The following is a 14,664-nucleotide window of genomic DNA, read 5'->3' as shown; positions in this document are numbered from 1 at the left end:
AGCCGCGTTACGGCTTGGGGTTTGTGTTCAGCTGGTCAGGCGCAGCGCCGTGGCCGTCATGGCCTGCGTCGCCTGCGGCCGCGGGCGCATTCACGCCTTCGGCTTCCTGACCCTGCTTGGCACCGTGGCCTGTGGCCGGGTACGTTGCGCCGGGGCCCGCTTCCGCGGCCCAGCGAGTATCGTATTCGAGACGCTTGCGGTTCTCCTCGCTGTCGACGCCGGCACCCCCCATCTTGTCGATGTGCATCATCTCGTTGGCGCACATCTGGCCCGGCTGGACACACAGGTTCAGGATGGCGTCATAGAGACCGTTCTCGACAGTGGCGTAGTAGGTGACCGGTACGCGACTGCTCGGGCGCTCCAGCTTCAGATACGCATCGCGGTTGAGAGCGGATCCCTGGCTCTTCACGCGGCTGACCCAGTCGCCGAACGCAGCGTTGCTCAGCCCGTGGAACTTGAAGCGCATGCCGGAGAAGCCGTCGCCGCTGTAGTTTGCGGAAAAGCCTTCGTAGACGCCTTCCTTGTTCATGACCGCGTGCAGCTTGGTCTGCATGCCGGGCATGGCGTAGATCTGGCCGGCAAGGGCGGGAATATAGAAGGAATTCATCACGGTCGAGCCGGTGATCTTGAACTCGATCGGGGTATCGATCGGGGCTGCGATCTCGTTGACCGTCGCAATGCCCTGTTCCGGATAGAGGAACAGCCACTTCCAGTCGAGCGCCACGACTTCGATGGTGATCGGCTTGGTCTCGGCGGTGACCGGGCGCTTGGAATCGATCCGGTCGAGCGGCCGGTAAGGATCGAGCTGGTGGGTGCTGACCCAGGTCACGGCGCCGAGCGCGATGATGATCGCCAGCGGCGCCGACCAGATCACCACTTCGAGCCGGGTGGAATGATGCCATTCCGGATCGTACTTGGCCGTCGTGTTGGAGCGCCGGTAGTGCCACGCGAAATACAGCGTGAGGCAGATCACCGGCACGATGATCAGGAGCATCAGGGCGACCGAGACGAGGATCAGGTCGCGCTGCTGCATGGCAATGTCGCCGGACGGCGACATCACGACGAGATTACAGCCCGACAGGGCCAGGGGTAGGGTCAGGGCACTAAGCCGGCGAATGAGCGTCATCAACCGTGGCATCTTTCAGTTCGAAATTTGCGTTTTGTCTACTTGCGACTAAAGCACTAGCTGCGTGCTCCCTATGAGGTCTTTCGTCGCAGTGCAAAACATTTTCGTGCAGTGCACGCGGAACTCACAGGGCGAGAGGCTGTTTTAGGGGCCGCGCACTGAACAATCGCCTAACGAGCAAGCCGGCTCGTTACGAGATGGTAAACGAGGACCATTACACGGCGTTAACACGCCGGGATTGCGGCAGAATTTGGAACCTACCGCATTTGGTACTTGATAACGGCCAAATATGCATCATCCTCCTTTGTGGGGAGGCGACTATTCGCCGCATAGGAGGAGTGCATTCATGACTACAGCAGCAGGCAATCCGACATCATCCGACTTCGAGCGCGATGCCCAGCGCATGCATGACGACAAGCCGCTGTCGCCCGGCAGCATTGCCATTGGCGTCATCATCGGCCGCATGTCGGAATTCTTCGACTTTTTCGTCTATGGCATCGCATCGGTGCTGGTCTTCCCCTATCTGGTCTTCACTTTTGCCGGAGACCCGGTAACGGCAACGCTGATGTCTTTCGCCGTGTTTTCCCTGGCCTTTCTGGCGCGACCTGTGGGGTCGCTGTTCTTCATGTGGATCGATCGCACCTACGGGCGCGGCACCAAGCTGACCATCGCACTGTTCCTGCTCGGCGGTTCGACGGCGTCGCTCGCCTTCCTTCCGGGCTATGAAACCATCGGCGTGTGGTCGGTGGCGCTTCTGGCGCTGTTTCGCCTGGGCCAGGGCTTTGCGCTGGGCGGCGCCTGGGATGGCATGGCCTCGCTTCTTGCGCTCAACGCCCCGAAGCAGCATCGCGGCTGGTATGCGATGATGCCGCAGCTGGGCGCCCCCTTCGGCTTTGCGCTGGCAAGCGCCCTGTTCGGTTATTTCTATTCCAGCCTGACCCCGCAGGATTTTCTCACCTGGGGCTGGCGCTATCCCTTCTTCGTGGCCTTCGCGATCAATGTCGTGGCGCTGTTTGCCCGCCTGCGCATCGTCGGCAGCCGCGAATTCGGCGAGCTGTTCGAAAGCCATGAACTGCGTCCCCGCACCGTTTCCGAAACGATCAGCGTCCATGGTCGCGACATCCTGCTCGGCGCCTTCGTGCCGCTGGCAAGCTTTGCGATGTTCCACCTCGTCACGATCTTTCCGCTGAGCTGGGTCACGCTGCATGGTGGCCAGTCGCCGGGTGAATTCCTGTTCGTTCAGATCATCGGCGCGATGGTCGGCCTCTGCGCGGTCGTGGTGTCCGGTGCACTGGCGGATCGCATCGGTCGGCGCAAGCAGCTGATGGTCGGAGCCGTCATCATCGCGATCTTCAGCTTCTCCGCCCCCTTCCTGCTCGACGCCGGCGGTCGCGGTCAGGATGCCTACATCATCATCGGCTTCGGCATTCTCGGCCTTTCCTTCGGTCAGGCCTCCGGCGCGGTTTCCTCGCGTTTTGGCCAGCAGTATCGCTATACCGGTTCGGCGCTCACCTCGGATCTCGCCTGGCTTGTGGGCGCGGGCTTTGCGCCGCTGGTGGCGCTCGGTCTTGCCAGCAAGTTCGGCATCGTCTTCATCGGCGGTTATCTGATCTCGGGCGCGATCTGTACGCTCGCCGCATTGACGCTGAGCCGCATTCTGGATGCCGCCGAACACCAGGCGCCGTCGCAGCGCTGAGGAACGCTGATCCGGCTCCGCGAACCGCTTGCCTGTCCGGTCTGCCGTCTCCCCGGGCGGACCGAGGCAGCCGATCGGCATAGAACCCCCGGCCGGCGCCCTGCTGGCCGGGTTTTTCTTTGCTCTTCGCGTTTCCGCGGCGGCAGTTGAAGATCCCCCTCGGGCATGGCACGGCTGAAAGGATCAACAGGGGAGATTCGTCCGCGTGAGCGACCATTCGCACGACACAGAGATTTCAAACGCTGCGGCCGTCTTGCTCGCGGCCATCCGCAATCGGACGACCGTCGGGCGCGACACGGTGGCCGTCTCCGGCGAGGCGGAAGGCTACGCCGTGCAGTCGGCCCTGGCCGGGGCGCTCGGGCTCGTGACGCCGCCTGGCTACAAGCTTTCGCTGCGTACGGATGTTATCCTCGCCGCCCCGTTGCTTTTCGTGCGCGAAGCCCCGCAGGCTGAGCATGAACCCGGTATCAAGGTCGAGATCGAACTGGCGCTGACGCTGTCCGAGGATCTGCCGCCACGGGACGAAGCCTATCGTCGCGAGGATGTACTCGACGCCATCGGCAGCGTCGCGATCGGCGTGGAACTGGTGCGCAGCCGTTATGTTGATGGCCCGCGCGACAGCCTTGCACATCTTCTCGCCGATGGCATGAGCAATGTCGGCTATCTGGTCGGTCCGATGCTCGACCGCGACCTTCTGGCGCCGGGCGCCGACCTTGGCCCGTTGCTGCTGACCAATGAAGGCACCGTGCTGTTTGAGGATGCCGCCCGGCATCCCGATGGCGATCCGCTGGCTGCCGTGCTGGTGGCGGCCAATGCCGGCCTGCCCATGGGCGGATATCTGCGCAAGGGGCAGGTTGTGACGACGGGCACGCTGTCCGGCGCACCGGTCATTCCCGCGCCCTCCCGCTTCACCGTGGAACTCGGCGGGCAGGTGTTGACGGTCACGCTCTCGGCCTGACACGTGGAAGGCGCCCGCATCGCTACGGGCGCCTGGGAGGTCTGCCGGGCGGTGGATCAGGCAGCCTTGCGCTGCTTGGCGGATTCTGTTTTCGGGGCCTTTGTCGCCTTGGCCTTGGCGCCATCCGCCTTGGCCGTCTTCGCCTTTGCAACCTTCATGGGAACCAGCGACATGACTTCCTCGGCAAACAGGCGGGCATTTTCCTGGGCCTTGTCGAGATTGCTGACGCGCTCGGCTTCCATGGTGTGCAGCGTGCCGCCTGTGACGAACATGTCGCGATAGGCGGCGCGTTCGATGAGGGCGGTTTCCAGCACATGCACCTGCTGTTCGGCGAGCAGCGCCTTGACGGCCATCAGCGCGCGCGTGGTGATGATCGAGTTGATGCGGGTCAGAACGACGGAATGGGCAATCCGGATGTCACACTGGGCGGCCAGTTCCCGGAGGATCTCCAGCACCTGCGCGGCGCCGGCGGCATCCATGGCGCATCCCTGAACGGGGATCATGACCCGTTCGGACAGGCCGATGGACTTGGCAAGAAGTGGCGTCACACCGCCGGCAACGTCGATGATGACATAGTCCATCTTCTTGCCGAGTGTCTTCACCTCCTGCTCGATGGTCTCTTCCGACACATTCGAGACGACGGTGAAATTGGCCGGCTTTTCCGACAGGCGGTGCCAGCGGGTGATCCACTGCTGCGGATCGGTGTCGAGAAGCGCAACGCGCAGGCCGCGCTGCGCAAGTTCTGCTGCCAGAACGAGAGCAACCGTGGTTTTACCGGCTCCTCCCTTTGTATTTGCAAACGTAATTGTGGGCATAGCTTGACCTCGAGATGACAATATTGGGAATCATCCTGCGCGAGGGCGCTCTCGTCTTTGCTCGTTCTTTTGTGGATGACAGGCTTTGCTCAGAGATGATGCGCAATCATTGTTCACGAAGCTTGCGTGACGCTGGTGTCGGCGCCCAAAAGCCCGCATTTCCGGGCTTTTTAGCGAAACGGCAGACTGCGCGCCGGCGGGGCGGGTGCGCTATCGTCTTATGGTCGTTGCGGTTTTTTGACTGTAACGAAAGGCTGCATTTGGCTGTTGCATGGGTGCATTGGGTCGCCTGCGAAACTTTTCCGATGGATGACCGTTCTAACCGGACTTTCCTCCGTCAGAAGGCTTTCCTGCGTGAGCGACTTCCAGTTTGGTCCGGTTCCCGGCCCGTCCGGCACCCTGTTTCGGCTCTGGGCTCCCCTCCAGGCGCGTATCGATCTTGAGATCGAGGGACGCGCACCCCTGCCGATGGAGCGCACCGATGATGGCTGGCACCGTCTGCACGTTGCAGAGGCCGGTTCGGGGACCCTTTATGCCTTCCGCCTGCCGGATGGCCTTCTGGTGCCGGACCCCGCGTCCCGCCATCAGCCGCGTGATGTGCATGGCCCGAGCGAAGTGGTGGATCTGGCCGCCATTCCCCGCCCGCAGGCAGGCTGGTGCGGGCGCCCGCTGGAAGAACTGGTGTTCTACGAGCTGCATGTCGGCACCTTCACGCCGCAGGGCACGTTCCGTGCGGCGATCGACCGGCTGGACCATCTCCGCGATCTCGGCGTCACCGCCCTGCAGATCATGCCGATTGCCGATTTTCCCGGCCGCTGGGGGTGGGGGTATGACGGGGTGCTGCCCTATGCGCCGGAAAGCCGTTATGGCCGGCCGGAAGACCTGATGGCGTTGATCGATGCTGCCCATGAACGCGGGCTCTGCGTTCTGCTCGATGTCGTCTACAACCACTTTGGACCGGACGGAAACTACCTGCCGGCCTATGCGCCGATCTTCACCGACCGGCATCGCACCCCCTGGGGCAATGGCGTCAACTACGACGATGCCGGCTCCCGGCCGGTGCGCGACTTCGTCATCGAGAACGCCATGTCGTGGATCCGGGATTTCCGCTTGGATGGCCTGCGGCTCGATGCGGTTCATGCCATCAGGGACGACAGCGGGGAGCATCTGCTGCACGAACTGGCGCGACGGGTGCGGGCGGCAGCTGGCGATCGTCCCGTGCATCTGATCGTCGAGAACGAGGACAATAGCAGCGACCTGCTGGCGCGCGGCGGGGATGGGGGCCCGGTTTTGTTCTCCGCCCAGTGGAACGACGACATCCATCATGTGCTGCATGTGGCGGCAACGGGCGAGACCTTCGGCTATTACGCCGATTTCGCCGAGGTAGTGGCCAGCATCGGGCGGGCCCTGGCGGAAGGGTTTGTCTTCCAGGGCGAGCACATGGCCTATCGCGGCGAAGCACGCGGCCAGCCGAGCGCGCTCCTGCCGCCGAGCGCTTTCATCTCCTTCATCCAGAACCACGACCAGATCGGCAACCGGGCGCTGGGCGACCGGATGATCGCGTCCGCTTCCCTGCAGGCCATCAGGGCGGTCACCGCCGTCTATCTGCTGGCGCCGCAACTGCCGATGCTGTTCATGGGTGAGGAATGGGGTGCGCGCGAGCCCTTTCCCTTCTTCTGCGATTTCAACGAGGAGCTGAACGAAAAGGTGCGCCAGGGCCGGCGCGAAGAACTGTCCCGCCTGCCGGGCTTCGATGGCGATGATCTGCCCGATCCGACCGCCGAGGCAACCTTCCGCAGCGCGAAGCTTGACTGGACCTGCCTGGCGGACGAGGCGGGACAGGAGATGCTGGACTTTTACCGAACGCTGCTTGCGCTGCGCCACCGGCGGATCGTGCCGCTGCTGGCGGGTGCCGGCCCGCAGTCTGGCCGCTTCGAGGTGGATGGACAAGGCCTTCTGGTCGAGTGGAGCCTTTCGGGTTGCCGCTTGCAATTGCAGGCGAACCTCGGCGATTCTACAACCCGTGTGCCCCTGGTGGCCACGGGGGAGGTGCTTTTCCGCCTTGGTCACATTGACGCCGGGGAGGCCGCCCCCTGGTCCCTGATCTGGAGTCTTGCCGATGGTTGAGCCTGGCCGTTTTGACCCCCACAATCGACAGCGCGCTGGCGTGCCGCTGGATGGCCTGGCACGCCAGCACGGCATTGCCTTCACCCGGCCCGAACCCGATGGCACGGAGGTGCCGATTTCGAGCGATACCAAGCGCAAGATCCTGTCGGCGCTGAACGTGAGGCTTGACGATACGTCCGCCCCTGCCATGTCTGCATGCTACCTGCCTCCGCTTCTGTCCGGTGAGCGGGTCTGGGGCCTGACGCTGCAGCTTTACGAACTCCGCTCCGGCCGCAACTGGGGCATCGGAGATTTCGCGGATCTTGTCGAAATCTGCCATCTGGCGGGCGAATGGGGGGCGGATTTCATCGGCCTGAACCCGCTGCACGCCCCCTTTCTCGCCGATCCCGCCCGTTGCAGTCCCTATGAACCGTCCAGCCGACGCTGGTTCAATCCGCTCTATATCGCTGTCGATCGGTTGCCTGGCTACACAGTGTCGCTTGACCTGCTGGCGGATCTGGAAGTGCTGCGCGCGAGCGCGCTGGTGGATTATCCGGCCGTCGCTGCCCTGAAATTGCGTGAACTGCGCCGCTTCTGGCGCGAATGGCGTGACGGTGGCGGCAGCGTCTATACGCCGGCCTGCTTCGATGCCTTCTGCCGGCAGGGTGGCGAGAGCCTGAGGCTGCATGCCCTGTTCGAGACGATCTCGCTCGATATGGTGGCACGCGGATATTCCGCCGGCTGGCGCGGCTGGCCGCAGGACATGCAGGATGCGAAAGGCCCGGCCGTGCAGGCCTTTGCCCAGTCCCGACAGGACGAGATCGAGTTTCACATGTTCCTGCAATGGCTCGTGCATGTGCAGCTGTCGGATGTCGTGGGGGCTGCCGAACGGGCGGGCCTGCGCATAGGCCTCTATCTTGACCTTGCCGTGGGCGAGGCGCTGGATGGTTCGGCAACCTGGAGCGAGCCGCAGATCTATCTGTCTTCCGCCAGTATTGGCGGTCCCCCGGACCCCTGGGCCGTCGACGGCCAGGACTGGCGGCTGGCAGCCTTCCTGCCCTCTGCCATCGCGGCGGGCGATGAGCCGCCCTATCGCCGCATGCTGGAGGCTGCCATGCGCTATGCCGGCGCCGTGCGTATCGATCATGCCGCGGCGCTTGGGCGCCTCTTTCTCGTGCCCTTCGACAGCACGCCCGCCGAGGGTGCCTATGTCGATTATCCGAAGGAGGCGCTGCTGCAGGTGCTTTCCGAGGCCTCGCACGATCATCAGTGCCTGGTGATTGGCGAGGATCTCGGCAACCTGCCGGCCGGGCTGAAGGAGGATCTCGCCCGCGCCAACCTGCTCTCCTATCGGATCTTCTCCTATGAGCGGGACGATACAGGTTTTACACCAGCGGACGCCTATCCGGCGCTATCGCTTGCCTGCATTTCCACCCATGATCACCAGACGCTGGGCGGCTGGTGGGCTGGTGCAGACATCACCGCCCGCGCCGACCATGGACTTGTGCCACAGGCTGTGGCCGATCGGGATCTTGCCCAGAGGGAAACGGAGCGCGCCGACCTGGTACGCCTGCTCGGGTCGGAGAAGCTGACGGCGCCAGCGCCGGACACGTCGTCTCTTGCCGGTTCCGATCTCGACCGCCTGATCCTTTCGCTGCATCGCCTGATGGCGCGTACCCCCTCCATGCTTCTTGGCGTCAGGCTGGCAGATCTGACCAAGGAGCCCGAGCCCACCAATATTCCCGGCACCAGCGACAGCCACCCCAACTGGCGGCGCAGGCTTTCGATCGCGCTGGAAGATCTCGAGGAGTTGTCGCTGGTGGCCGAGGTCACGGCGGCGCTGCGGGCGGAGCGGCCGCGGGGGTAGGGCCACGGGGTAGGGGCTGGAGGTGGAAGCTCTTTCTTCGACCGCGGCGACCCGCCTTGCCCGAGCCCTTATCCGGCGCGGGCGACAGCACTCTCCGTGTCCGGCAGGTTGGACGTCTCCGTCTCGACCTTCGCCTTGATGAACGCATCGCCGATCCCGAGCAGCACGGGATTGTCATAGCCGATCTCGGCCATGGCATCAGGCATGGCGGAGAGGGGGCCGGCCCAGCGGCGTTCCTCCGCGCGGGCAATGGAGCTTACGATGACCGCCGGGGTGGACGGGCTCATGCCGTGACCGGTCAGCTTGGCGGCGATGGCGCCAGCGGTTCGTCCGCCCATGTAGAAGACGGTGGTCACGCTGGCATCGGCAAGTTTTGCCCAGTCGAGATCGGCGGGCAGTTCGCCCTTGCGCGAATGGCCGGTGACGAAGCGCACCGATTGCGCATGGTCGCGATGGGTGAGCGACACGCCGAGCCGCGCCGCCATGGCCGTTGCCGCCGTAACGCCCGGTACGATTTCCACCGGAATGCCCTCGCGCTCCAGGCTTTCGATCTCCTCGCCCGCACGGCCGAAGATCATCGGGTCGCCGGATTTGAGGCGCACCACGCGTTTGCCGCTCTTGGCGAGCGCGATCATCGTGGCGTTGATATCTTCCTGCTTGCAGCTCTCGCGGCCGCCGCGTTTGCCGACCAGCATGCGCTTGGCTTCGCGGCGGGCCAGCTCCAGCACATCGGCGGAAACCAGATCGTCGAACAGGATGACATCGGCCGCCTGCAATGCCCGCACGGCCTTCAGCGTCAGAAGCTCGGCATCGCCGGGGCCGGCGCCGACCAGCGTGACGCGTCCTTCGCCGCTCGCTTCCACCGCCTGCGCGATCGATTCGGCATCCTTCACCAGCTGCTCGGCAATGCCGTCCGCCGGCGCCTCGCGGAAGACGCGGTCGACGAAGCGTTCCCAGAAGCTGCGCCGCTCGGTGCCGGGCTTCAGGCGCGCATTGATCGCCTCGCGGATGCTCTGGGCGATTTCGGCCCAGGGTTTCAGCGCCGGCGGCAGCAGGGTTTCGATGCGCCGGCGGATCGCCTGCGCCAGAATGGGGGCAGCGCCATCGGTGGAAATGGCAATCACCACCGGCGAACGGTTGACGATGGAGCCGAACTGGAACTGGCAGAAGGCCGGCTTGTCGATGACATTGACGGGCACGCCGGCCGCCCGGGCTGCGCAATAGAAGGCCTTGGCTTCCTCGTCGGTCTCGCAATCGCCGAGCGCCAGCGCCGCCGTGCCGAAGATGCCGACGTGCCAGGGATGGTCATGGTGAATGATGCCGGGGCGGACCGCAGCCTCTTCGGCCGTACGTGCGGCCCGTTCTGCAGCATGGGTTTCGATCAGGCCGCGCATCACCTCGCCGAGGTGATCGGCGGGACAGAAGACATGCACGGTCGCGCCGCAGGCAATGAGCAGTTCCGCCTTCCAGGCCGCGCCGTCCGAACCGCCGGCCAGCACCACCCGCTTGCCGTCGAGGCCGAAGAATACCGGCAGCTTCGCCAGCGGCTCCATGCGCGCCGGCGCTGTGCGGCCGGACGCTGTGCGGCGGCTGTCACGGGGTGCGGTCTGCTCGGCGTTCATCGGTGGCTCCGGTTCGGTCTGTTTGAAGGGCTTTGCGCGGCGCCCCTGGTCCCTCGCTCGCGGCCATGACGGGTCTGCCGGCAGCGCAACATAACTCGAAAGTGCCATCGGCTGGCCTTTCCTCGCAAGAAATAATGCTGCGAAAACCCTGTAACTCTTGGAAAATCACTTCCGCTTGTGCGGTTTCGGTCGCGGTGACGCTGGGGTGATACGCTACGGGCTCCGGTCGGACTGTGCCATGGAACGAAAGGCTCTCGACAGGCAATTCGCTTCAGAGTATCGATTAAACGATTAATCAACGCATCCACCATGATGAAGAGCGAGAAGCCCAACCTGTCCGCGATTGCCCATACGCTCGGCGTATCGGTGGCGACCGTCTCCAACGCGCTGTCCGGCAAGGGGCGTGTCTCGACGGAGCTTGCCGAACGCATCCGCGACACCGCCCGCAGCCTTGGCTATGTGCCGAGCGTGGCGGGGCGCGCCCTGCGCACCGGCCGCACCGGCGTTCTGGGTCTCGTCCTGCCGGATATCGCCAATCCGCTGTTTCCGCAGATCGCCCAGGCCATCGAGCAAGCGGCATCCTCTGCCGGCTATGGCGTGCTGATCGGGGATTCGCGGGGTGCCGTGGAGCAGCAGACGCAGGCAATCCTGCGCCTCATCGATCGCGGTGTGGATGGCATCATCGTCATCCCGCGCCGCGGCACCCGCATTTCGGATATTGGCTGTCCCGTGGCCGTCATCGATACGCCGGCGACCCCCGGCAATACGGTGGCCTCCGATCACTGGGGCGGCGGCGAAGAAATGGGCCGGCATCTTCGGGAACTCGGGCACGAGCGCGTTCTCATTCTCGGCGGCAGCCCCCTGTCCAATGTCCAGTCGGACCGGATCGGCGGGTTGCGCGCCGGCCTTGGCTCAAGCGTGCGGGCAGAGGTGCTGTGGCTGGAACAGCATGCCGAGACGCACGGCGCGGATGCACCGCTCGGCCTTGCGGCGATGGTGAAGGACGGGGTGACGGCCTTTGCCGGGCTCTCGGACCTGACCGCCGTGCGCGCGCTGACGGAACTGCAGGCGGCCGGCATTGCCGTACCTGAGGCTGCCAGCGTCACCGGCTTTGATGACCTCATATGGTCCTCGGTCATCACGCCGTCGCTGACGACGCTGCGCATGGACATGGCGGAAATCGCCCGCCAGGCGGTGCAGGCGCTGGTGGCTGTGATTGCAGGTCTGCCGCAGGGGCGGGTGACGGCGCTGGGCACGGTTGTGGCCGATAGCAACAGTGTTCCGATGATGCTGATGTTGCGGCAATCCTCCGGCCCGCGTGCGGTTGATAACCGAAACGTTGAGGGAGATGAAGCATGAGGCTTTCCGTTGCGGGGCGCGTGATCGCGCCGCGGATCGCGGCCCGCCGGCGCTGGAATTTTGCAAAGCTGTGCGCCGGCCCTATTTCTGCCTTCCTTGCAGCTTTTGATGGCCAAGATGGATGGCCGTTCCAATCAGTGTGCCATCCGGAAGCCCCAGACATGCGAATTGCCATCACCGGCCATGTTCCGAAAGCGGCGGAACGGGTCCGGCGGCCGCGCGTGGTGACCCTGGTCCCAGGTCCTTTCCAGGACATTGCGCGCGGCAAATTCGCCTTTGGTGTCACGTATAGCCCCGCATCTTTGGTGGAGGCAGCGTGATGAGTGTCTGGATCGATACCGACATGGGTTTCGATGATATCGCGGCGATCCTGGTGGTTGCCCATCGCGGGCCGCCGATCGCCGGTGTCTCGCTGGTGTTCGGCAATGCCGGTCTGCAACAGGTGGAACGCAATGCGGCCGGCGCGCAGGACGCGTTCGGCTGGACGTTCCCGCTCCATCGGGGACGCGCGTCCCCGGTCCTTGGCCGTCTGGAGACGGCAACAGGCATCCTCGGTGATCATGGAATGCCCTCGGCCGGCGCCCGCCTGCCGGAGGTGCCCGTGGTCCTGCACGCCGGGGATGCTTTCTCTTCCCTCTGCGCCTGGCTGGAGAATGGCGATGCGGAGCACCGCATCCTGGCGCTCGGCCCGCTGACCAATCTGGCCGCCCTGGCGCTTGCCCGGCCGGACCTTGCGGCCCGCATCACCGATCTCGTCTGGATGGGCGGCGGCGTGACGAGCGGAAATCACACGGCGTCCGCGGAATTCAACGCCTTTGCCGATCCGGAGGCGCTCGCCATAGTGCTGGCGCATGGTCTGCCGCTGCGCATGGTTGATCTCGATCTCTGCCGCAAGGTGCTCGCAGCGCCCGCCGACGTGCAGCCGGTGCGCGGGGCAGGCGGTCGCAACAGCGCGCTGCTCGCCGATCTGCTCTCCGGTTTCATCGATATCGCCGTCAGCCGCGGCCGCAGCGCCATGTCGCTTTATGATGCCGTGGCCGCCGTCGCCTTCCTGCGTGAGGATCTGGTGACCTGGCGCGATGTGCGGCTTGATGCGGAACTGACCGGCACCCATACGCGTGGCCGCACCGTGGTGGAAACCCGCCCCGGCCGCGCATCCTTCAATGCCGCCTGCGCCATCGACATTGCCGTCGAGCAGGCGCGCGACATCATTCTCGACGTTCTCAAAAACGAAGCTGCCCGATGACCCGCCCCTTCGAACTCTTCGACCTCAACCTGCCGGAACTGCGCCTGCGCGCCGTGCAGGCGGCACGCGGCGAGGTGCCCTTCGATCTGCTGCTGCGGGGCGGCACCGTGGTCGATGTGGTGACGGGCGAATTGCGGGCAGCCGATGTCGGCATCGTCGGGCCGCTGATTGCCAGCGTCCACGCACCGGGTTCGCGTCTCGACAGCGCCTCCACCATCAATGCCGCCGGCGCCTTCATCGCGCCCGGCCTCATCGACACGCACATGCATATCGAAAGCTCCATGGTGACGCCGGCCGCCTATGCGCAGGCCGTGGTGCCGCGGGGCGTGACGACGGTGGTGTGGGATCCGCACGAATTCGGCAATGTGCTGGGCCTTGCCGGTGTGAACTGGGCGGCCGATGCGGTGATCGACCTGCCGCTGCGCGTCATTTTGCTCGCCCCCTCATCGGTGCCCTCCGCGCCGGGGCTGGAGCGCGCCGGCGCCGAATTCGGTCCTGATGTGCTGGCCGATCTGCTGGCGCGGCCGGATATCGCCGGCATCGCCGAAATGATGAACATGCGCGGCATCATCGAGGGTGATCCGCGCATGGCGGACATCATCCAGGCGGGGCTTGAAACGGGCAAGCTGGTCTGCGGCCATGCGCGCAGCCTGACCGGCTCCGACCTGCAGGCCTTCGTCACGGCAGGCGTCAGCTCTGACCATGAACTGGTGTCCGGCGATGATCTCATGGAGAAGCTTCGCGCCGGTCTGGCGATCGAGCTGCGCGGCAGCCACGACCACCTGCTGCCGGATTTCGTCGCCGCGCTGGAACGGCTCGGCCACCTGCCGCAGACGGTGACGCTCTGCACCGACGACGTGTTTCCCGACGACCTGCAGAATGGCGGCGGGCTCGATGACGTGGTGCGACGGCTGGTCGGCTATGGCATGCGGCCCGAATGGGCGCTGCAGGCGGCCACGCTGAACGGCGCACGCCGTCTTGGCCGCCCCGATCTCGGGCTTGTCGCGCCCGGCCGCCGGGCCGATCTCGTGCTGTTCGAGGATCTCTCCCGCTTCGAGGCCCGTCGCGTTCTCGTCTCCGGTCGTGAGGTTGCCGCCGGCGGCGCGCTGCTGGCTCCGCCGGCCGCCACAGAAACCGTGACGCTGACCGGCACGATGAAGCTCTCGCCGCTCTCGCCGGACGATTTTCGTGTCGCATCGACGGGGCATGCCGCGCGCGTTGCAACGATCGACCAGCCCCGCTTCACCCGCTGGGGCGAGGCCGAGACCGCTGTGCGCGATGGTTTCGTCGTGCCGCCCGACGGTGCCACGCTGATTGCCGTCGTGCATCGCCACGGTCTCGTCGCCGCAAGGCCGCGCGTCGGCTTCCTCACCGGCTGGGGCAACTGGCGCGGCGCCTTTGCCACCACCGTCTCGCATGACAGCCATAACCTGACCGTGTTCGGGCAGGATCCGGTCGACATGGCTGCCGCCGCCAATGCGGTGATTGCGGCCGGTGGCGGCCTTGCCGTCGCCTCGGGCGGCGCCGTGCAAGCCCTCCTGCCACTGCCGCTGGCCGGGCTTGTCGCGGATGGGAGCGTGGCGGAAGCCTCGGCCGGCTTTGCCGCCATTCGGGAAGCGATCGATCGCATTGTCGATTGGCAACCACCCTATCTGGTGTTCAAGGCCTGCTTCGGAGCGACGCTTGCCTGCAATGCCGGCCCGCACCAGACCGATCTTGGTATTGCCGATGTCACCACGGGGCGGCTTCTCGAAACGCCGGTACTCGCCAGCTGGTGAAGCTGACAGGATGACGCATTTGTGACGAATTTGTCGCAGTTGATTCTGCTCAAAGCGTGCGCCATTCCTTGTCGCTAATTATGGGCTTCAG

Annotated in this window: 11 protein-coding genes; 8 read left to right on the top strand and 3 right to left on the bottom strand. The window is 65.1% G+C overall.

What is annotated here, in order from left to right; all coding sequences use genetic code 11:
* Window positions 1-7 precede the first annotated feature (7 nt).
* Complete coding sequence (gene cyoA, locus FNA46_RS11715; RefSeq protein WP_143125379.1) at window positions 8-1,138, bottom strand: ubiquinol oxidase subunit II; 1,131 nt, start codon at window positions 1,136-1,138, stop codon at window positions 8-10.
* A 334-nt stretch (window positions 1,139-1,472) separates the two neighbouring features.
* Here cyoA and FNA46_RS11710 point away from each other — a divergent pair, with 334 nt between their 5' ends.
* Window positions 1,473-2,822: an MFS transporter gene (locus tag FNA46_RS11710; protein WP_143125378.1), complete on the top strand. Its 1,350-nt coding sequence runs from the start codon at window positions 1,473-1,475 to the stop codon at window positions 2,820-2,822.
* Window positions 2,823-3,027: 205 nt separating this feature from the next.
* Window positions 3,028-3,780 carry a hypothetical protein gene (locus tag FNA46_RS11705; protein ID WP_143125377.1) on the top strand — a complete coding sequence of 251 codons (753 nt, stop codon included), beginning with the start codon at window positions 3,028-3,030 and terminating at the stop codon, window positions 3,778-3,780.
* 56 nt (window positions 3,781-3,836) lie between these two features.
* On the opposite strand, the gene FNA46_RS11700 is transcribed toward FNA46_RS11705, so the two are convergent.
* Window positions 3,837-4,595 carry a ParA family protein gene (locus FNA46_RS11700; RefSeq protein WP_143125376.1) on the bottom strand — a complete coding sequence of 253 codons (759 nt, stop codon included), beginning with the start codon at window positions 4,593-4,595 and terminating at the stop codon, window positions 3,837-3,839.
* A 354-nt stretch (window positions 4,596-4,949) separates the two neighbouring features.
* Here FNA46_RS11700 and treZ point away from each other — a divergent pair, with 354 nt between their 5' ends.
* Together treZ and malQ are read left to right on the top strand one after the other, a co-directional pair.
* A complete protein-coding gene (gene treZ, locus FNA46_RS11695) occupies window positions 4,950-6,722 on the top strand; it encodes a malto-oligosyltrehalose trehalohydrolase (protein WP_246103042.1) in 1,773 nt (590 codons plus the stop codon).
* Window positions 6,715-8,568, top strand: a complete 1,854-nt coding sequence (malQ, locus tag FNA46_RS11690; RefSeq protein ID WP_143125374.1) for a 4-alpha-glucanotransferase — start codon at window positions 6,715-6,717, stop codon at window positions 8,566-8,568. The genes treZ and malQ overlap by 8 nt, the downstream gene beginning before the upstream one ends.
* Before the next feature lie 68 nt (window positions 8,569-8,636).
* On the opposite strand, the gene cysG is transcribed toward malQ, so the two are convergent.
* Window positions 8,637-10,190 carry a siroheme synthase CysG gene (gene cysG, locus FNA46_RS11685; protein ID WP_425468723.1) on the bottom strand — a complete coding sequence of 518 codons (1,554 nt, stop codon included), beginning with the start codon at window positions 10,188-10,190 and terminating at the stop codon, window positions 8,637-8,639.
* A 312-nt stretch (window positions 10,191-10,502) separates the two neighbouring features.
* On the opposite strand from cysG, the gene FNA46_RS11680 reads away from it, so the two are divergent.
* From FNA46_RS11680 to FNA46_RS11665, 4 genes are read left to right on the top strand one after another with little or no spacing between them, the layout of a single operon-like run.
* Entirely contained in the window at window positions 10,503-11,549 is a 1,047-nt protein-coding gene (locus FNA46_RS11680) for a LacI family DNA-binding transcriptional regulator (protein ID WP_143125400.1), read from the top strand.
* Entirely contained in the window at window positions 11,546-11,869 is a 324-nt protein-coding gene (locus tag FNA46_RS11675; protein WP_143125373.1) for a hypothetical protein, read from the top strand. Before FNA46_RS11680 ends, FNA46_RS11675 begins: the two co-directional genes overlap by 4 nt.
* Window positions 11,869-12,795, top strand: coding sequence for a nucleoside hydrolase (locus tag FNA46_RS11670; RefSeq protein ID WP_143125372.1), 927 nt, complete (start codon window positions 11,869-11,871; stop codon window positions 12,793-12,795). The genes FNA46_RS11675 and FNA46_RS11670 overlap by 1 nt, the downstream gene beginning before the upstream one ends.
* The gene (locus FNA46_RS11665) at window positions 12,792-14,573 is read left to right on the top strand and encodes an adenine deaminase (RefSeq protein ID WP_143125371.1); all 1,782 of its coding nucleotides are present in this window, start codon (window positions 12,792-12,794) and stop codon (window positions 14,571-14,573) included. Before FNA46_RS11670 ends, FNA46_RS11665 begins: the two co-directional genes overlap by 4 nt.
* Window positions 14,574-14,664: the final 91 nt, after the last annotated feature.

It is taken from the genome of Affinirhizobium straminoryzae (assembly GCF_007004135.1).
Taxonomy (GTDB): Bacteria; Pseudomonadota; Alphaproteobacteria; order Rhizobiales; family Rhizobiaceae; genus Neorhizobium; species Neorhizobium straminoryzae.
This window is presented reverse-complemented; position numbering and strand designations above follow the sequence as displayed.